Genomic DNA, 19984 nt, shown 5'->3' on the forward strand with positions numbered 1-19984 from the left:
ATGTCCCTTGTGTTATCACATTAGCTACTGATAAAGAAAAAACCCCTAGTTTAAAGGCTTTACTCGCACAACAAGTTATAGCTATATTGATCATAGATCAAACGTTCATTGATGGACTTAAGCTCTAAAAAATAAAGCTATCTGAAGGAAATCCTTCAAACAGCTTTATTTTAATTTTATACTAACCTAAAATTGAATACCCTAATCATTGTTACAAGCTTACTATTAATTAAATCACTCATTTAAAATTTCTAGCGGAATAGTGGTTGCTTGTAGCCATGTAAAGTATTCAATGCGAATTACAAAACGTTAGCGCTTCAACGATTACGCATTGTTTGAGGGGGAGTGTGGCTAAAAGCGTTAAGACCCGAATCACTGGAACAAATAAGCACAAGATGGTCCCTAACTATCGAGCGAGAGCACTGTAGGCTACGCCTAAGTGTATCATGCCTGTATGTAGCTGAAGCAACTACAGTCATGACAAAGTGGACGTCGGGTCTGCTTTTTGAAACACGTTCTAGAACAGACCTTCAGGCGTTACCATGGCTCTCCACAAGCAAACCCGTTATTCCAGAAGAAATTCTTTTGAAAAATCACTAACCAATTAACAATTACTTATTAATTACCCTTTTAATGCCCATTCATAAATAGCATGTGCAACTCCATCTTCTTGATTTGATCTGGTTACATGTGTCGCTGCTTGCATGATCGAATCTACCGCATTTCCCATGGCTATACTTGTACCTGCTACTTTCATCATATCTAAATCGTTTTCTCCATCACCTATAGCCATCACTTCATCCATCGAAAAACCCAATTTTTCAGCTAATCCCGTTAATGCTTCGCCTTTATTGGCTTTTTGAGGCAATAACTCTAAAACGTAAGATAAGCTTCTGATTGGATAAAAATTTTCAGAAATAAAGGGCGGCAATGAAGCAACTAAACGATCGAGTTCTGTTGCTTCAGCCACATACATAGCCTTAAAAACTTTCATTTCTTTAGGAATCTCTTTGATCGGTAGGTGCTTAGCTTCCATTCCCAACAAATTAACATCATAGTGCATCATTTCAGTTGGTTCTCCCGTAAAATAGTAATTATTTTCATCAAAATAAGTGAAATTCATTTCAAATGATCCAATCAATTTTTCAGCCTCTACCAAGTGCTTATGGTCTAATTCATGTGAATACACAATTTCCCATGTCGTTGTTTTTTGAACGACCGTACCATTTAATGAAATAACATAGTCCTCTTCATCTTGAGGCATCTCTAATTCTTTAAGGTACTCATAAACAGCTTGCACCGGTCTTCCCGTACATAAAACAATTTTAATACCAGCATTACTGGCTTCTTTGATAGCTTTTTTCACCTTATCCGTCACTAGGTGATGTTCATTTAATAGTGTTCCATCCATATCGATTGCAATTAACTTGATCAATTTTGTTCTCCTCCAATTACCAATTCGTTATTAATAGTTAACTCTTCTTTATTAATATTCTACGTACTCATAGTCTACACTATTCAACGTTTGTTTGACCCATTGATTATGGATCACTTCTTTTTTAGGACCAGATAAATTTTCAATCGATTTTTCAATAGCTAAACAAGCTTGATAAAATTGTTGAGCATCCTCTTCTAGTTTAAATTGGAATTCTTGAGCCAACTCTTTCGAGTTTGCATAGTGCAGAACGACTTCTTTTTCATTTATATAAACACTGAAATAAGTTGAAATTATTCGCTTTTTCACTCCAAGTCAACTCCTAGACTGCCTTAATTACCAGACGAATGATTTACCTTTATCATAACACTAATTCAGAAAAATCTGTAGGGTTGTTCCGCATCTTCACTCAAACGAAGTAAAAAATAGAATAAAAATCAGACTATGAACAGCCGATTCCCCTTCTATTATACCTCACATTTTTGTGTCGAAATTTTGATTGTAGCGTTGAATAGCTGCCTTTGATTTTTCTAAATTAGTTACACTTAACTCATAATATTTAGAAGCATAATCATAAAATAAAATATCGACAGCATACATTTGGGTCAACAATGAAATTGTCGCACCACTTCTCAATGGAGCTTCATGAGCAAAAGCTGTTTTCAAAGCAATATCCGCTTCAAGACTTAACGTGTTTTCTGTATTGCTTGTAAGCGACACTGTTTTTAAGCCCAACTCTTTTGCGATGGTCATTAAGGCTAAAACTTCTTTCTTTTCGCCACTATTTGAAACACCAAAGAATACCGCACCCTCTGAAGCAACGGCCATTGAAGTAACTAAAAAATGTTGATCAAGGGAACAAATAATTATTTTCCCCATCCGGCTAAATTTTTGCTGGATATCTGAAGCAACAATGTGCGATGCACCTAGACCGTATAAATAGATCACTGAACTTTCGTATAACAGTTTCGTTGTGCGCTCGATTTGTATTGTACTCAACACATTATTGGTTTCATTAAACAAGTGATTGGTGTTGATCAGCAATTTCTTCTTCACTTGTTCTAAGCTTTCGTCTGATTGAATATCTGTGTACAAATTATCTTTGATGCCTTGCGAATCAGCCGATAATTGCAACTTTAATTCGGTGAAGCCTTTTACACCGATCGACCGACAAAAGCGAATCACAGCTGCCGAACTGGATCCCGCTTCAGCTGCCAAGTCAGTAGCGCTCATTTTAATAACCGACACTGGGTCTTTAAGGATCGTTTCAGCAATCTTTTTTTCCGATTGCGGCAAAGCAATTATTTTCTCTCTGATAGTTAATAAGACATTATTTTGCATAACCTGCAACCTCCGTATTTTTTAAAGAACAAACTTTCATTTGATTTCAAGTAAAAAAAACATGCGAATCTTTAGACTCACATGCCCTTTCAAATGCTATCGCCATATTACTAGTTTACATTTTATACATCTAATTAGCCAACAATACTTTCTGTTACCAACTCTTCTTCTTCATCATAGGTTACTAATTCGGTTGGTTCCATTGCTGCTTTTGGAACACCAAATAGGTAAGTTGCTGCGAATCCTCCAGCATAAGCTGCTAATAATCCGACAACGTAACCCCACCATTGACCATTTGCAATCAACGGGATCAAAGCTACTCCACTTGGCCCGATTGCAGTTGCACCAATGCCGCCAAATAATCCAATGACAGCTCCACCGATACAGGCCGTAATGAACGGACGGCCTAAAGGCAATGTGACAGCATAGATCAGTGGTTCACCAATGCCTAAAATACCAACTGGTAATGACCCTTTGATCATATTTGTTAATTGTTTGTTTTTACGACATTTTACCCAAAGAGCGATCGAAGCTCCCACTTGTCCAGCACCAGCCATTGCTAAGATCGGCAATAACAGAGTCATGCCTTGAGAAGCAATCATTTCGATATGGATCGGTGTTAAAATTTGGTGTAAACCGAACATAACCATCGGTAAGAATAATGTGCCTAAAACAAATCCGGCAAATGCTCCACCTACATTTAATACCCAAGTAATTGCTCCAACTAAACTAGTTGAAACAGCACCTGCAACTGGCATGATCAAGAATATTGTGACTAATCCAATCACTAATAGAGAGACGGTCGGTGTTACAATAATATCGATTGAATCTGGAACAACTTTGCGTAAACTTTTTTCTACTAGTGATAAGAGGTATACAGCAAAGATAACGCCGATGATCCCACCTTGTCCTCCAGCCATCGGTGCACCCGTAAAGATGTTCGTCAATGGTGCTTCAATGTTCATTCCTGGAAGGTAAATGATTCCAGCAACGACCCCACCGAGACCTTCTGTGGCACCAAATACTTTAGCTGCATTGATCCCTACATATACATTCAAGTATAAGAATAATCCGTTTTTAATGATGTTCAATACAACGACACTATTCTCCCAGTTTGCTCCACTGATGGTTTCAGCAACTAACATATTACCAAAAATAGAAGCGATCCCGCCAATGATTCCAGCTCCTACAAATGCAGGAATCAAAGGAACAAAAATATTTGCAATATCTTTTAAGACGCGCTTAAATGGTGTATTGTTTTTCTTTTTCAATTCAGCTTTATTTGCCGCAGCTTTTTTTTCGGCTTCAGAACGGCCAGATACAGTTGCCGCTGATTTACCAGCTGGGATTTTATCGCCTAAACGAACGCCCGCCATAGCGACCATTTGATTCGCAACTTTATTTACAGTCCCTGGTCCAACGACCACTTGCAAGGTATCATCTTCTACGATACCCATCACACCGTCAATTTTTTTCAGTCCATCAAGATCCACTTTAGCATTATCTTTGATATCCATCCGAACGCGTGTCATGCAGTGAATAACTGAATCGACGTTTCCCATACCCCCAACTTGCTCATAAATCTGTCTAGCTATACGCTGTTCTTTAGTTTCGGTCATTTTTTCTCCTCCTAGTTTAGGCTAAGGTTTCGCGAATGAACCCTTTAGCTGTTGTTAATTTTTGTGCTGCTGTTGTTTTATCTGAGTCCGTTAGAATCATAACGATGGCTAATTTCACTTGCTGATCTGCTAATTCAAATGCTTCGCCAGCTTTTTCATACGTACATTCTGTCGCTTGCATAATGATGCGTTTTGAGCGTTCTTCTAATTTTTTGTTAGACGGTTTTACATCTACCATTAGGTTTTGGTAAACTTTGCCAGAACCGATCATTGCCCCTGTTGACAACATATTTAAAATCAGTTTTTGAGCTGTACCTGCTTTTAATCTTGTAGAACCCGTTAAGATTTCAGGACCGGCATCTACTTCGATCGGCATTTGGGAAAATCGGCTGATTTCAGCATTCTTATTACATGAAATCGTGGCTGTTTTTGTTCCGATACTAGCCGCATATTCTAATCCACCGATAACATATGGTGTACGTCCGCTTGCCGCAATCCCTACGACAACGTCTGTATCATTTAACTGGATAGCTTTCAGATCTTCTGCACCAAGTGTTTTTGAATCTTCTGCTCCTTCAACAGCAATCGTCATTGCTTTCATCCCGCCAGCAATCAATCCTTGGACCATGCTCGGATCTACGCTAAAGGTAGGCACACATTCAGCTGCGTCTAAAACGCCTAATCTTCCGCTTGTTCCAGCCCCCATGTAGATCAAACGGCCGCCTTGACTGAATGATTCAGTTATAGCTTCGACTACCTTTATGATCATTGGCAATGCTTCTTCAACGGCTACAGCCACTTTTTGGTCTTCTTGGTTCATTAACGTCATGACTTCACTTGTTGAGAGTTCATCTAAATTCATTGTTTGCGTGTTTCTTGTTTCGGTCGTTAATTTAGCTAAATTCATTTCATTAACCTCTTTCATTGTCTTGTATCGATTGAAGTTCAAATAATTGACCTTCTTTACACCAGTCGATTAATTGGATATCTTCTGGGATAACATGTGCCACTATATTTACCTTTTCATCGTTAAATAATGGTCGCTTGACCACCTGGATTTCTCCCATATATCGTCCATATAATTTATTATCTAATGTGATACTTCCTTTTACTCGATCATCCATGTGTTGTGGTTCAATTGTCGGAATAGTTCTAAAGCGCGCATCAGCACTTCGAATCACATCTCTTGCTGCATCCCAACGATTTTGATGCTTTCCAACAATGACGGATAAATAGTTTGTTTCTGGGACTTCTTTAATTGAGAATAATAACGTTTTCTTTTTAATATAATAAAAAAATTGCTGTTTTGTTCTTTCATCGATTGTTGGATCGCCAATATAAACATCATTGACTGCACATTCTTCTAACAACTCGATCGTACTAGCTAAAGGATGCATTCCGCGATGATTTTCTAACGTTGGCAACTGGCAAAACAACGGCCCTCTCAACTTTTCATTTCCTGGAACAAATGCCATCACATTGAATCCTAGTGCTTTTAACCATTGATTTTTACGGATAAACAGCCTTTTTTCTAAGCCCGTTTCTGGACGCGGATAATAATTATGCCACGCTTCCATTTGATCAAAATCTGCGTTGTATTTCTTCAACTCTTCAACATCTTCTTTAGTGATCGTACTAGCATTAAAAGCAACTGTCATTGATCGGCTTACTTGGGCACTGATCTGGTTCGTGATGCCGTAATCCATTCTTAAACCTGTGATCCCAATCGCCAACATTTCATCAGGTCGGTCAAATGAAAAACCAATCTTCCTCAAGGCTTCCCCTGAAATATCGACCATCAATCGCATGCCTAATTCTTTAGCCCATTGCCCTAACGTCTTTAACCGTTTTACGTATTGAGAAACATCTTCTTCTGGAATATGCAATGAAGAAAATACACCTTCAAAACCGCTGTCTTTCATCGCTTGCAGATAGTCTTTTGTCTCAATGGTTAACTCATCTCCAAGAAAGACAGATACACCAAACATTGCACCACTCCTTTGTAATCGTTTTACTAACTGAATCAATCATAACATTTTAAAATAAAATTTCAATAACTTTTCCTCATTTTAATAAAATTAGACCACCCAGTACTAAAAAACCCTTTAACCCATATAATATCTAATCAATTAAATGTATACCTTTACATTTAAATTCCATTTCATAGGTTATTTTTTAAATTTATGCTTGAATAATTGTTTTTATCCTTTCTTTTTTTAGCAACTCGTTTATGTTAAACTGAAATTATATTTCAATATAGGAGGACGTTTTATGCAACGACTATTTTTTATCCGTCATGGAATGACCGAATACAATTTAGCGGCTCGGATCCAGGGTGGGAGTATTGATTCTCCCTTATTGCCGCAAAGTTTAGAAGATGCTAAAAAAACGGGCCAGCACCTTAAAGATTATGGATTTGAACATATTTTCGCTAGCCCTCAAGAACGGGCGGTCGAAACCGCTCGTCTGATCACTTCACAATTTGATCAAGCTTTCACTATGCATTACACAGATGATCTCAAGGAATTTGGCTATGGTTCACGGGAAGGAACCTTTACGACTGATTGGCGTGAAACATCACCTGACTCTTTTTATAATTTGCGTAATCGGCCAGATCGGTATGATCCTAGTGATTTTAATGGTGAAACGTATCCAGCGTTGATTGCTCGAGGAAGCGAAGCAATCCATCGCGCTATTGAACAATTTCCTGATACTGATTTATTGTTTGTTGGGCACAGCATCATCTGGACAATGACACTTTTATCACTGATTGGAATGGATCTGAAAGATCTTCGTTCTCAAGAACCGCTAGCAAATACAAGTATTTCTGAACTAGGCTACGCTGATGGAAAATTCACCTTGACTGCTTGGAACCAGATTGGTCATTTGCAATAAATGATTGGTAGCGGACTAGCTGAGAATAAGCCAAAGGGTCTGTTATCAGGAAACTGATGAACGGACCCTTTTTTTCTATACATATTGATTGTTTGAAAAATGGTGTTGGTGTTTCAAAAGAAATTTCTTCTGGAATAACGGGTTTGCTTGTGGAGAGCCATGGAAGCGCCTGAGGCCTAAAAGAAGTCCTCAAGCTTTCAAGCCTCAAACAAAGCTTAATCGCTAAAGCGTTAATGCTTTATAATTCGCATTGAATTCTTTACATGGCTACAAGCAACTCCTATTCCGCCTGACATTTCAAGTGAGTGATCCAACTGATCTATTAATATCAAAAATTATAATCTCATATTGATTGATCAATTAAGTGTGTTGGTATTCTAAAAGAAATTTCTTCTGGAATAACGGGTTTGCTTGTGGAGAGCCACGGAAGCGCCTGAGGCCTAAAAGAAGTCCTCAAGCTTTCAAGCCTCAAACAAAGCTTAATCACTGAAGCGTTAACGCTTTATAATTCGCATTTAATTCTTTACATGGCTACAAGCAACTCCTATTCCGCCTGACATTTCAAGTGAGTGATCCAACTGATCTATTGACAACAAAAAATATAGACTCTACATATCTGAATCATAAAAATTTTGGTTTAATACACCAATATTTTTATCAGACAACGTAAAAAAAGAAGTTATGCGATTTTCGCACAGCTTCTTTTTTGCGGTCGATTCATCTTTCAATTTGTTTCTAGCAGTTTATTTTTTTCTCTTAGCGAAAAAAATTTGACTGCTAAGATGTGTAAGGCTATACCTAACCCTGCGCCCCAACTGTCAATAACCACATCGCTCAATTGGCCGCCTCTTCCCGGAACCAATAGTTGATGGGCCTCATCTGAAAAAGCATAGCCGACACAAATCAGCAACCCGATTCCTATCGCTTTGACTCCCTTGATACCACTACTATTCAAGGCGTATTTTACTAAAATACCTAAAATGAGATAAATAAAAAAATGAGCATTTTTTCGGATAAAATGATGTAAGTCTGGCGGAACTAACGCTTGCCTTACTCCAATTGATAAAAGATAAAGCAGATAAGCTGTGATAAAAATAAATGTGAATTCTTTTATCCCAATAGTTACGCCACGTTTTTTTAATTTTATAATTACAAATCCTGCTAAACCGATCATGATGATCACTTGACTGATTTTAATCGCTTGGATACTGATTCCTAAAACGGTATAACTCAAATTCCAGGATTGTTGTTGAACTTGCTGTGAAAAATAAAAAATCAAAGCCATCCATAATAGCACGAGTAACCAAGACCATCCTCTTGCTAATTTTTTATTTTTACCATTCATTTCACACATCCCCTATATCCGGCATCTAGTTCAATCTTTTCATTTGTGTTCAATATGATTTTTCTAGTATACCGATAAGACCTGGGCAATTCAAATAAAACTCATTTATGGGTGATAAGAATATGAACCAACTAAAAAAGAAGGGTTTATAATTTTTAGAGTTGATAAATTAATTTCATTTTGAGCATCCCCACCATTTGTTGTAGAACAAAAAAAGTTGAGAATAGCATATAAAAATGGCTGTATAATTTTTAGTGTTGATAGACTTAATCTAATGGCATTACTTACCCAAAATTTATGAAGGAATAGGGTTGCTTGTAGCCATGGAGAGGATTCAATGAGAATTACACAACGTTGCCGCTTCAGCGATTACGTTGTGTTTGAAGCTTGAAAGCCGGAAGACTTTCTCTTTAGGCTTCAGGCGTTCCCTTGGCTCTCCATAAGCAAACCCGTCCATTCCAGAAGAAATTTTTTTGAAGCATCCCCACCATTTGTTGTAGAACCATAAAAATAGACTCTATAAAGATCTCTTTTTTAGAGTTCACTTTATAGAGTCTATGTTATTCAACTCAACTTCTTTTTTGATGGATATTTTTTTGGATCCATTTTAATACCACTTGTATTTCTTGATCCCAGAATGCCCAATCATGGTCTCCAGGATTTTCAAGATACGTATAATCATTAGCAATCGCTTGAAGATGCTTTTTAAAGTTCAAATTATCAGCATAAAGGAAATCTTCCATACCGCAAATTTGTAAAAATGATGGTTGAACAGTTTTCCCTTTTAATTGTTCTAGCAATGCATACAAGTCGTTTTCTGACCCTTTCAAAGACTCTTTTGATTCAAATATGGCTGTGAAAAGCTTATCTCTATCTGGATCCTCTTGCCATATTCGATAAGGATCTACAGCAGCTGACAAAGCAGCAACACCTGCTACTTGTTCTGGATAGGACAGTCCCCACTTCAATGCGCCATACCCGCCCATTGATAGACCGGCAACAAATGTCTCCTCGCGTTTGTGAGAAATATTAAATATATTTTTCATTTTTTGGGGGAATTCTTTCGTTAAGAAGCTCCAATAATTCGCCCCCATATACATATCGGTATAGTAACTTAAGTGAACTTGCGGCATAAAAATGGCTATATTGTACTGCGCGGCATAACGCACTAATGATGAATTATAAAGCCAACTGGAATCATCGTCTGATGATCCATGCAATAGATATAAAACAGGATATGGTCCTATTTGCTCCTCAGGCAAAATAGCTTTATACGAAATCGTGAACCCTAGTTCTGAAGAATTGATTTGACCAGAAATAACACTCATCATTATTCCCCCAACGGTTTAATAAGATTGGTTTTTCACCAATACTGTTTTAAGTACCTTATTTTCGACTGGTTCTTCTTTGATCAGATCAATCAAAGATTGAGCCGCAAGAGAACCCCATTTGTGCTTAGAATACGCGATACTTGCTAATCTTGGTTCCAAGTAATTGCTGACCAGTAAGTTGTCGAAACCAATCATGCGGATATCTTTTCCAATTTTCAACTCAGTATCCTTAAAGTAATTATACATTCCAATAGCCATTTCATCATTAAAGGAAAATACGGCAACCGTTTCAGTCCATTTTTCATGGATCATTCTTCCGATTTTTTTTCCGGATGCTTCTGAAAAATCACCTTCGATAACTTCATAGGACTGGTCATTTTCAGTCAACTTCTCGATTGCAGCTTCCAACCGCTCACGACTATCAAATGAGTCAGGTGGACCAGTGATCAAATAGACCAAAGACACCGGTTTTTCCAAAAGAGCTTCAATTGCTGTTTCGGCTCCAAGTCGATTATCAACCAATATTCTGCGGATATTTTCATGTTCGATTTTACGATCCATTACCACAATTTTATGTCCTCGATCAGCGTAATCAATCAGCTCGTTATCTGAAAAACCAGCATCTAGGATGATCGCACCATCGATCATTCGTTCTGGTAGAAACAAATGCGAACGACCTCCTGAACAAACGATCATGTCATAGTTATTTTCTTTTGCGGTAGCCATGATTCCTTCCAATAAATCACCATAAAAAGTACCCCCATATGTCGCTAGGTAGACTCCAATGATGTTCGTTTCTTTTTTACGTAGATTTCGGCCTGCTCTATTCGGAATGTAATTTAGGTCATCCGCAATTTTCACGATTCTTGCGCGTGTTTCTTCGGTTACCTTAGAGCTACCATTTAAAGCATATGATACGGTCGAGATGGAAACATGTGCTTCTTTTGCGATATCCTTTATTCCTACCATTTTATTTTCCAACTCTCTAACCTTCATTTTCTAATAAAATCAATTAGTTCATTAAAAAACGACTTCATCTTTTATCAAAGGTAAATATCGATCCGGTTATTCTCGTCTTTCAGCCATTTTTCAACTTCTGCTTTCAAGACGATAAATCCCCCAGAACGGTACCGATTTGAGTAATCATCTTTTGCAGCTTTTTCTTGATTTATTTCTAAATGCGGCTCTTCATTATTCAGGTGATAATAAAATTTTATCGGTTTATCATAAAGTTCAAACTCAAATACTAAGCCGTTCAATGAATCAGGCAGCACAGGATCGATGGTCAAATCAGTTGCTGTTGCACGGATCCCTAGAATATTTGTGATCAATTGGTTCATGTAGATCCCCGGTCCGCTTGAATAGATGCGCCAACCGCCCTTAACATCTACCGTTCCATCTCTTAGCTTACTAAAGTTTTCAGCTGCTTCATACCGCGTCTTGAAAGCTCCATCTGAACTACTGAAATAAGCATTGCTTTGACGTCGTTGTGCATTAGGAACAACAGTTTTGATATTGATTGGATTCACGATCGCTAATGCGTGCCAAGCTTCATCTCGTTTGCCGATTTTCGCCATAGCTTCAGCAAACCGGATGTGAGCATGCACATACTGCAACCCAACTTCACGGCCAAAGTTTGCCGCTTGTTCGGCCCGCTTGAAATAGGTGCTCACTCCTCCATCATAACGTGCAGGTTCACTCATAAGACGTACACCGTCTGGGTGGCTCAATTCATTTTTGATCACTTGATAATGTTGTTCTGCTTCTTCTGGGCTGAACAGTTCAGCGATCATCGATTGCTGCATAGGCAACAAACGATAGGCAATACCGGTTCGGGTGTCCGTTGGATGGATCATCAGTTCGACTTTATCCGGTTCTTCCATAAATACAAAACCCGGGATCACATCCGTTGAAAGCATATATTTTTTATAATCTGCTTCAAGATCTTGATACATCTCTTTCAGTTTATTAGAAAATACAGGATCGTGTGAATTTAGAACGTCTGCTAATTGCTTTAATGATTGATACATCAAGGCTACTGTCCAGCTGCTTGCCATATGACTCTTTAAACGAGAATCGTATGGTTGCAAGGTGTCGTCCCAATCGCCATCACCGTAACCAGGTAGATTCGTACCCTCTAATAAATGCTGTTTAATATAATCGATAGCTTTAACGATATGTTCAAATACCGTAGCAGTCTGCTCGGTCTTATCACATGTTTCGCGGTCTGTATAAACGATTGTTTCGTCTAAAAATGCATGATCATTTGAAGCCGATAGATAATCGCCTATCACTTTAAGCGGCCAAACAATGACATCACCATGACTTTCTTTAGCTTTCAGATGGGTGTACCGATCAAACATAAACCATTGTGGCCAGTTCCCATCATCCGCAAATTGGTTCGCAAACAAGACCCGCAATATTGCTTTGATGCTGCTATAATTTTGCGTTGCCATGAAATATTCTGTTGGGCCTTGCATCACATCTCTTGTACCCCAAGCTGCTCCACCATATTGCTCTAATCCATGAGGCATCAAGTAGTGGACCAGCATATTGTGGGTATACCACCAAGCAAGAATATTTACCCGGTCTAATGACTTGTTGTCTTCAGAATTGATCGATAATGCGAATCCATTCATCACTTGTTTAAAATGGTGATTGTATTTTTTGACTTCATCAGGAAATGAGCGTTGCACAAATGCGCTTTTCTCATCTTCTAAACGGCCTTGGATAGCAATTGTGAAATGAGCTGTTTTAGCTATTTTCAATGCCACTAGCGGGCTATCCGAAGATGAACTGTTTTCTAAGAAAAACTGCTCATCGGTAAGAGCGAATTCTGCACCGTCGACCGTCATTGTATAGCTTAATTCTGGATAAAAGTCGAACATGGTCGATTCTTTTTCAGGACGAAACTCAAGTTGATTTTTTTGTTTAGACAATGAATAAGGCACTCTATTTTCGATTTCATTCATGATCACTTGATTGGTCACAACAAAACGATACGTTTTGTTGTTTTCGCTCTCTACTTCTAAAAAGAGTTCAGGTCCATCGATCGTCGTATAATTTTTGATTTTTAACACGTCATCTTGTAATTTATAATACCATATCGCATAATTAAATCCCATTTCAAATGCACTTGGCATCGTTAGAAGATGATAGATTCCATCTAGTTCGACATAAAGTCTTTGTCCAGCCGTTTTAGGAATATTCAAGTCATTCCGCACATTGCTGATCAATTTATTGTTCGATGTATTTCCCATAACCACCTGCGAATTAAAAATACCATACATATAAGCGGTGGTTGTCAAAATCGTTTCAGCGATGGTCAATTGAGCGCCACTCAACAAAATATGTCCATGAGGCCGTTCCATTAACTGTTCTTTTTCTTGTAGCACAACATGGGCTTTCTCAGCAGTGAAAAAAGATAACAGTGTTTCTCCTTCATATTCTTCTTCTAATCGTTTTGGAAAATAGTTTTCAACTTCTGTTTTGGTGAAAGCTTGTGTTTTTAAAGACTCACCGATCACAGCTGCTTTTTTCACCATCACAACGTCTGTAAATGCATCCTCTGTTTGGATCGTCTCTTCCCAAAGTTGTTGGATCGTTTTTAATGCGACCGGCTTTGTGATGGCTTCTGGATGGTCAGAGACTGTATACCCATAAAATACTACGCTATACTTGCCGTTTAATGCTATTTGTTCAGATTGTAACGCGCTATATGCCATTTCATATTGATAAATTTCATTTGCTAAATGTTCTTGGATCAATACAGCTGGTTCGTTGGTTGTTTTATAGCTTTTTCCAAAAAATTGGAAACCATCTGTTGAATACCCTGCCGTTTTACTTAATGCGCCTTGTTGCAGATACGGGTGATTCCCATCGCTTTGCGGTTGATTCTGGCGGCTGCAAATAATGTATCCACTCGCTTCTGTTTCGACTACCACATGATCCAGGTACTGGGAGTTGTAAGATTCATTTGACTGGACCGTCCCTTTGTCTGCTAGACCAATATCTTGACCATAGACGATATCGATGGTGACATCCTGTCCCTCTACTTCCACATTCCAAAACCAGGCCTGATTCGTTAACGAAAATGTGACGCTATATGCAATGTCTTCCCATACACCCGTCCAACGAAGCTTATTTTTAGAACGTGCAAGCTGACTGGCAGATTGCAGTCCAATCAATGGTGTGTAAGACACTTTACCCACTTCAAATTTTCGCAGATAAAGATTCATAATGGAGGGATCAATAGCTCCAACATTTAGCTGGTTCAACATGGTCCCATTTGAATTTAATTCAAATAGATCACCGCTCATTTTAAACTGAGCGGTCAGTTCGCCTTCGTTTATACTGATCAATTGATTTATCGTCATATTTACCCCTCATCTTTTCCTATTTAGTGATCAATTTAGTGATCAATCTAATGGTTTCACTTTGGACATTTTCACTATCAGAACCTACCATGATTTTGAATGTCCCATTATCAGCAGCAAACATCAGATCTGGATGCACATAAGCCAATGCTTCAGCTGTTAACGTAAAAGTCACTTCTTTTTGGGCTTGGGGTTCTAACGTGATTTTTTCAAAATTTTTCAACTCTTTTACCGGTCTGACAACTTTTGCGACTTCATCTTGAACATACAATTGGACGATCTCAGCTCCCGTAACGTTCCCTTCATTTTTCACGGTAACACGCACTGTGACGGTCTCTTCTTCAGTAAAAGTTGTGTGCGAAAAATTTAGAGCTGAGTACGAAAACTTGGTGTAGCTTAAGCCGAAACCAAATGGAAATAAAGGCGTGTTCTCGACATCTAAATATTTAGATAAGTACTTTTCAGTTTTATTAGTTTCATTTATCGGTCTGCCAGTTTTATCTTGATTGTAGTACATCGGAACTTGTCCGATCGTTCTTGGAAAAGACATGGTCAATTTCCCAGAAGGATTTACTGCTCCAAATAGTACATTTGCTAAAGCTGTTCCCCCTTCTGAACCTGGGAACCAAGCTTCTACTAAACCGTCTACTTCCTCAACAATAGCGGATAGATCCAAAGGACGTCCGTTAAATAAAGTCGCTACAACGGGTTTAGCTGCTCTACGAACAGCTTTCACTAATTCAAGTTGATTGCCTGGTAAAGTAAGGCTTGTTCGACTAGCTGCCTCACCACTCATTTCAGATGTTTCGCCAAGTGCGAGTACGATCACATCTACATCCGCTAATTTTTCATCAGCCGACTGATCTAGCATATCCGCTTCTGCTATTACAACTAACTGTTCGGTAGACACATGTTGCAGTATTCCTTCATAAAGCGAAGGTGTTTCTGCCGTATCACCCTTCCACGACCATGACCCCAGTAAATCACGGGTTTGACTGTTTGGTCCGATCAAGGCAATTTTTAGATCATTTCTCAAAGGTAAGACATGTTCATTTTTCAGCAATACGATTGATTGCTCTGCACTCATTCGCGCAACTTCACGGTTTTGAGGACTAAACATTTCCTGTGTTTCTTTTTGGGCATCTGCTCCACGGTAAGGATTTTCAAAAAGACCTAAGTCATTTTTCAACTCTAATATACGTAACACAGCCGTATCTAATTTGGTTTCATCTAATGTGCCGCTTTCAATCAAACCTTTCAACTCACTTGAATAGGCCGCTGACATCATTTCGATATCAACTCCAGCTTCAAAAGCTAACGTCCCGGCTTCTTTTAAATTTTCTGCAACACCATGGGCAATTAATTCACCAATCGCACCCCAGTCTGAAATGAGGACACCATCGAAACCCATTTCTTTACGCAGCACTTCATTCATCAACCAACTATTGCCCGTAGCCGGTATGCCATCTACAGTGTTGAAAGCTGTCATTACTAAACGGCTGCCTTCATCAATAGCGGCTTTATAGGCGGGTAAATAATTTTCACGCAATTGACGTTCCGACATATTGACGGTGTTGTATTCTCTACCAGCAATCGGTGCTCCATAGGCTGCAAAATGTTTCACACATGCAGCTAATTTAGTCACATCCTCTTTAAGGTTTGGACCTTGATAGCCTCGTACAAAAGCTCGCGCCATTTGTTGGTTTAAATAAGCATCTTCTCCAGTTGATTCCATAACCCTGCCCCATCTTGCATCTCGGACTAAATCGACCATTGGGGAAAACGTCACATGCAAGCCCGCAACCGCTGCTTCTTTTGCTGCGATCGAAGCTGTTTGTTCCACTAATTTAGGGTCCCAAGAACTGGCTAAACCTAAAGGTATCGGAAAAATAGTCCGGTAACCATGTACGATATCGGCCATAAACAATAAAGGTATGCCTAATCGGCTAGATTCTAAATGTGACCGTTGGATCTCTTTTACTTGATTCGCTCCTGAAATTCCAAGGACCGACCCCACTGTCTTCATTTTTTCGGTTGTCAAATACATCTCATTCATTGGACCTGTAATTTCATTTTCCGTTGTATTGTAGAAATCGGATGACAACTGGATCATTTGACCAATCTTTTCTTCAACCGTCATTTGATCTACAAGTTCTTTTAATTTTATTGCTTCCATAATATCCTCCTTATGACAAGATTATTTCAAACCAGATACGTTGAAGCCTTGTAAAATATATTTTTGGAATGTTAAGAAGATAATGATGATTGGAATAACCATGAAGGTTGAACCAGCCATTTGTAAAGCGAAGTTATTGCTGTATTGACCTTTTAGTAGGTTCAACCCAACTGAAAGAGTATAATACTTTTCATCATTAGCAATGATCAACGGCCACATGAATGAATTCCATCCGGCAATAAACGTTAAGATCCCTTGTACAGCTAAAATGGGTTTAGATAAAGGTAAGATGATGCGCGTGAAAATGTACAATTCGCTAGCTCCATCTAACCGTGCTGCTTCTAATAATTCATCAGAAATGGTAGTCATAAATTGACGGAATAGAAAAATTCCATAGGCTCCCACTAATCCTGGTAAAACGATCCCAGCTAAAGTGTTCGTCAATCCCATCCTGTTTAAAATTAAATAGACCGGGATCATCGTTACTTGTCCAGGAATCATCATCGTTGCCAATATCATGATGAAAAGGCTTTTTTTTCCTTTGAAGCGGTATTTGGCAAAGCCATATCCTGCCATAGCATTTAGAAACATCCCCCCAAAGGAGAAAGCTGTAATGATCAATGTGTTTTTTAAATAAACACCAAAATTCATTTTTTGAAATAAATCAATAAAATTTTGAACGGTCCATTCTTTAGGTATCAACCCTGATTCCATAGAAACAATCTCAGCATTTGTTTTAAATGCCGAAAGTATCATCCAGATAAACGGCATAACGGCAATGATCCCTCCGATAGCCAAAATAATGCCTACGATCCATTTATTTATTTTTTGCGTATTTTTATATGAATTCATACGTCCTGTACTCCTTTCGCTTACCTGTCATTTCAGTCATTTTTTAACTGTCCTCTAAGTTGGAATAAGGTTATCAGAATAATGACAACAAATAGGATCAGTGATCCAGCAGCAGCATAACCAAATTCATTTAATTGGAACCCATTACGGTACAAGAAGAGAGCAATACTTGTCGTACTGTTTAAAGGTCCTCCTTCAGTCATAACAAATGGTTCTTCAAAGAATTGCAGCCAGCCAATAACGGTTGTGATACTGACAAAAAAGATCGAAAATTTAAGCATCGGGATCGTAATGAATCTCAACTGATTCCATTTTGAAGCGCCATCTAATTCTGATGCTTCATAATATTCTGGTGGGATCCCTTGTAAGGCTGCTAAGAAAATCAACATATTGATCCCTGTTCCTCTCCAAAGAGCCAAAATGATCAATGAGATTTTGGCTACTGCTGGATCTTGCAACCAAGAAACAGGAGCAATTCCAACCAAATCTAATAGTTGGTTAAATAATCCTATCGCAATATTTGGATTATACAAAAAGGTCCATACAACGGAGACCGCAACAATATTGGTTATCGAAGGAGCATAAAAAATCAACCTCATGAACGAGAAAAACTTTCCGTCTCCAACATTTATTAAAATTGCCAGTCCTAAGGAAATGATTACGACTAAAGGAACTCCAATCACAACATAATACAACGTATTTCCTGCAGCTTTAATAAAAATTGGATCCTTTAAAATCTTTTGATAGTTCTCTATCCCAATAAAATTGATTCTTGACCAGTCGGCCAATCCTGCTAAACTCAAATCGGTGAAACTAATGAACAAGGCGATAAAGATTGGAAGAATCGAAAAAATCAAAAGTAAAATAATGGCAGGTGAGATAAAAAGATACGGGGCATTTTTGTTTGCTGATTTCATACTATTTTCATCCTTTCTACTATTGACTAATCTGATACAAGTATTTATTCATGATCCTCTGATGATAAGAAACAGTAAAAATCCAGAAAAATAAATCAAGAACCGATTCGTTTTGATTATTTTTCTGAACCTCTACACCATGCTGCTAACTACTATTATTAAAAAAATCGCTTATTCTAAACGCTTGCTTATTTAAGCAAGCCTTCCGTTTCACTATTGAATTCATCCATTTTTTCTTGAATGTCAGCTCCACCTAAATAAATTTCTTCCCAATCTTCTAAATAGATTGCTGCAATTCTTTCAAATTCTGGAATCAGTGGCATTGACGCTGAATTTTCAAGTTGTTCACCAAAAGTCGCAATTTTTGGATCAGCTAAAGCTTCATCTTCCCAAGCAGCTGTTGCTGATGGTAATGAATTTGACGTTTCAAAGAATGCCAATTGATTTTCAGGACGAGATAAGAATTCAATCAAGTCAACAGCATTTTCTTCATTTTCTGTTCCGCCAAATACGGCTAAGTTAGCTCCACCGGTACTTGATAAATTACTTTCAGAACCAGTAGGCAATACAGCTGTTGCCCATTTGTCTTCAATATCTGTTGTGCTGTCATTAATAGCATTGATCATCCAAGGACCGCTGATGAACATTGGCACTATTCCGTCGCCACCAAAGGTTTGAGAAATATCTAAACCTAAATCTTGTTTAGGAGAAGAACCATCTTGGATAAAGCTATTTAAATAGTCAACTGTTTCTACAAACGGTGCTTCATTAAAAACTGGTTTTCCATCTTCATCAAATAATTCGGACCCATTTTGACGAGCAAACATAAAGGCAAATGATTGATCGTTAGAATCAACTTGGAAACCATACTTATCGTCACCACGTTCAGATAATTTCATAGCAGCATCTTCTAACTCTTCCCAATCTTTTGGAGCTTCAGGATAGCCAGCTTCTTCTAATAAATCAGTACGGTAGTAAAGAGCTCTTGTTTCTGTGTACCAAGGTACGGCATAAAAAGCATCATCAAATTTAGTTGTAGCAACTGAACCTTCAAAAAAGTTTTCTGAATTCAAGGTTTCCTCTGATTCAACGTAAGAAGAGATATCTTCTAAAGCACCCGCATCAACGAATTCAGCCATCCACGTTGTACCCATTTGGACCACATCCGGGCCGTCACCTGAAGCCACTGCTGTCAACAATTTATCATGCGCACTATCCCAAGGAATACTTTGAATATCAACTGTTATACCTGTTTCTTCAGTATAATCATCTAAAATCGGCTGAATTTGTTCGTTCCCATCCCCCATATACCAAAAAGATACCGTATCATTTGCTGCACTGTCCTCTGTATCTGCACCATCACTTGAACAAGCCATCAATAAATCGGCTGAAGCTACTGTCACGGTCCCAACTACTACTTTTTTACCCCATTTTCCCATACTTTTATTCCTCCTTTTTATTAGTGAAACGTTTCTATAACCATAATATAGCTTTTATTTTATAAATGCAAGCGTTTTACAGAAACGTTTTTCTTGATAATTTAAAAAATAAATGTTATTAAATAACATTTATTTTCCTATATCTTTTTTTTGAAATAATGGGTAAAATGAAGATATAAATACCATAATCAGGCTTACGTATTTATTTTAGTTCTCCGATTGCTAATTATTAAAAATCCTTAAAGAAATGAGGGCTAT

The 19984-nt window shown here is 38.1% G+C and carries 15 protein-coding genes; 1 reads left to right on the plus strand and 14 read right to left on the minus strand.

Going from position 1 to position 19984, the window contains the following annotated elements; all coding sequences use genetic code 11:
- Positions 1 to 622: 622 nt before the first annotated feature.
- From BR50_RS00925 to BR50_RS00950, 6 genes are all read right to left on the minus strand, one after another.
- Positions 623 to 1435 (minus strand): Cof-type HAD-IIB family hydrolase, encoded by an 813-nt coding sequence (locus BR50_RS00925; protein ID WP_034545225.1) that lies wholly within the window; start codon positions 1433 to 1435, stop codon positions 623 to 625.
- A gap of 51 nt (positions 1436 to 1486) precedes the next feature.
- Positions 1487 to 1744, minus strand: coding sequence for a hypothetical protein (locus BR50_RS00930; RefSeq protein WP_034545227.1), 258 nt, complete (start codon positions 1742 to 1744; stop codon positions 1487 to 1489).
- A gap of 165 nt (positions 1745 to 1909) precedes the next feature.
- Positions 1910 to 2776 (minus strand): MurR/RpiR family transcriptional regulator, encoded by an 867-nt coding sequence (locus tag BR50_RS00935; protein WP_034545229.1) that lies wholly within the window; start codon positions 2774 to 2776, stop codon positions 1910 to 1912.
- A gap of 134 nt (positions 2777 to 2910) precedes the next feature.
- Positions 2911 to 4395 carry a PTS transporter subunit EIIC gene (locus BR50_RS00940; RefSeq protein ID WP_034545231.1) on the minus strand — a complete coding sequence of 495 codons (1485 nt, stop codon included), beginning with the start codon at positions 4393 to 4395 and terminating at the stop codon, positions 2911 to 2913.
- 16 nt (positions 4396 to 4411) lie between these two features.
- Positions 4412 to 5302 carry an N-acetylmuramic acid 6-phosphate etherase gene (gene murQ / locus BR50_RS00945; RefSeq protein ID WP_034545234.1) on the minus strand — a complete coding sequence of 297 codons (891 nt, stop codon included), beginning with the start codon at positions 5300 to 5302 and terminating at the stop codon, positions 4412 to 4414.
- A gap of 4 nt (positions 5303 to 5306) precedes the next feature.
- The gene (locus tag BR50_RS00950) at positions 5307 to 6383 is read right to left on the minus strand and encodes a DUF871 domain-containing protein (protein WP_034545237.1); all 1077 of its coding nucleotides are present in this window, start codon (positions 6381 to 6383) and stop codon (positions 5307 to 5309) included.
- 283 nt (positions 6384 to 6666) lie between these two features.
- Here BR50_RS00950 and BR50_RS00955 point away from each other — a divergent pair, with 283 nt between their 5' ends.
- Positions 6667 to 7290: a histidine phosphatase family protein gene (locus BR50_RS00955; protein WP_034545240.1), complete on the plus strand. Its 624-nt coding sequence runs from the start codon at positions 6667 to 6669 to the stop codon at positions 7288 to 7290.
- Between the two features lie 724 nt (positions 7291 to 8014).
- Here BR50_RS00955 and BR50_RS00960 read toward each other — a convergent pair.
- The 8 genes from BR50_RS00960 to BR50_RS00995 form a co-directional block, all read right to left on the minus strand.
- On the minus strand, positions 8015 to 8635 hold the full coding sequence (locus BR50_RS00960) for a VanZ family protein (protein ID WP_034545242.1): 621 nt from the start codon (positions 8633 to 8635) through the stop codon (positions 8015 to 8017).
- A gap of 569 nt (positions 8636 to 9204) precedes the next feature.
- Complete coding sequence (locus BR50_RS00965) at positions 9205 to 9966, minus strand: alpha/beta hydrolase (RefSeq protein WP_245792798.1); 762 nt, start codon at positions 9964 to 9966, stop codon at positions 9205 to 9207.
- Positions 9967 to 9981: 15 nt separating this feature from the next.
- Positions 9982 to 10935: a LacI family DNA-binding transcriptional regulator gene (locus BR50_RS00970; RefSeq protein WP_034548847.1), complete on the minus strand. Its 954-nt coding sequence runs from the start codon at positions 10933 to 10935 to the stop codon at positions 9982 to 9984.
- Between the two features lie 74 nt (positions 10936 to 11009).
- Complete coding sequence (locus tag BR50_RS00975; RefSeq protein ID WP_034545247.1) at positions 11010 to 14342, minus strand: GH36-type glycosyl hydrolase domain-containing protein; 3333 nt, start codon at positions 14340 to 14342, stop codon at positions 11010 to 11012.
- A 19-nt stretch (positions 14343 to 14361) separates the two neighbouring features.
- Positions 14362 to 16518, minus strand: coding sequence for a glycoside hydrolase family 3 N-terminal domain-containing protein (locus BR50_RS00980; RefSeq protein ID WP_034545249.1), 2157 nt, complete (start codon positions 16516 to 16518; stop codon positions 14362 to 14364).
- 21 nt (positions 16519 to 16539) lie between these two features.
- A complete protein-coding gene (locus BR50_RS00985; RefSeq protein ID WP_034545251.1) occupies positions 16540 to 17370 on the minus strand; it encodes a carbohydrate ABC transporter permease in 831 nt (276 codons plus the stop codon).
- Between the two features lie 32 nt (positions 17371 to 17402).
- On the minus strand, positions 17403 to 18287 hold the full coding sequence (locus BR50_RS00990) for a carbohydrate ABC transporter permease (protein WP_034545255.1): 885 nt from the start codon (positions 18285 to 18287) through the stop codon (positions 17403 to 17405).
- A 188-nt stretch (positions 18288 to 18475) separates the two neighbouring features.
- Entirely contained in the window at positions 18476 to 19726 is a 1251-nt protein-coding gene (locus BR50_RS00995; protein WP_034545257.1) for a sugar ABC transporter substrate-binding protein, read from the minus strand.
- Positions 19727 to 19984: the final 258 nt, after the last annotated feature.

The organism is Carnobacterium alterfunditum DSM 5972, from assembly GCF_000744115.1.
Classification (GTDB): Bacteria; Bacillota; Bacilli; order Lactobacillales; family Carnobacteriaceae; genus Carnobacterium_B; species Carnobacterium_B alterfunditum.

Excerpts from the sequence above, each read along its gene's own strand:
- BR50_RS00935 (WP_034545229.1), bottom strand. The coding sequence starts at position 2,776 with ATGCAAAATAATGTCTTATTAACTATCAGAGAGAAAATAATTGCTTTG.
- BR50_RS00940 (WP_034545231.1), bottom strand. The coding sequence starts at position 4,395 with ATGACCGAAACTAAAGAACAGCGTATAGCTAGACAGATTTATGAGCAA.
- murQ (WP_034545234.1), bottom strand. The coding sequence starts at position 5,302 with ATGAATTTAGCTAAATTAACGACCGAAACAAGAAACACGCAAACAATG.
- BR50_RS00950 (WP_034545237.1), bottom strand. The coding sequence starts at position 6,383 with ATGTTTGGTGTATCTGTCTTTCTTGGAGATGAGTTAACCATTGAGACA.
- BR50_RS00955 (WP_034545240.1), top strand. The coding sequence starts at position 6,667 with ATGCAACGACTATTTTTTATCCGTCATGGAATGACCGAATACAATTTA.
- BR50_RS00960 (WP_034545242.1), bottom strand. The coding sequence starts at position 8,635 with ATGAATGGTAAAAATAAAAAATTAGCAAGAGGATGGTCTTGGTTACTC.
- BR50_RS00965 (WP_245792798.1), bottom strand. The coding sequence starts at position 9,966 with ATGATGAGTGTTATTTCTGGTCAAATCAATTCTTCAGAACTAGGGTTC.
- BR50_RS00970 (WP_034548847.1), bottom strand. The coding sequence starts at position 10,935 with ATGGTAGGAATAAAGGATATCGCAAAAGAAGCACATGTTTCCATCTCG.
- BR50_RS00975 (WP_034545247.1), bottom strand. The coding sequence starts at position 14,342 with ATGACGATAAATCAATTGATCAGTATAAACGAAGGCGAACTGACCGCT.
- BR50_RS00980 (WP_034545249.1), bottom strand. The coding sequence starts at position 16,518 with ATGGAAGCAATAAAATTAAAAGAACTTGTAGATCAAATGACGGTTGAA.
- BR50_RS00985 (WP_034545251.1), bottom strand. The coding sequence starts at position 17,370 with ATGAATTCATATAAAAATACGCAAAAAATAAATAAATGGATCGTAGGC.
- BR50_RS00990 (WP_034545255.1), bottom strand. The coding sequence starts at position 18,287 with ATGAAATCAGCAAACAAAAATGCCCCGTATCTTTTTATCTCACCTGCC.
- BR50_RS00995 (WP_034545257.1), bottom strand. The coding sequence starts at position 19,726 with ATGGGAAAATGGGGTAAAAAAGTAGTAGTTGGGACCGTGACAGTAGCT.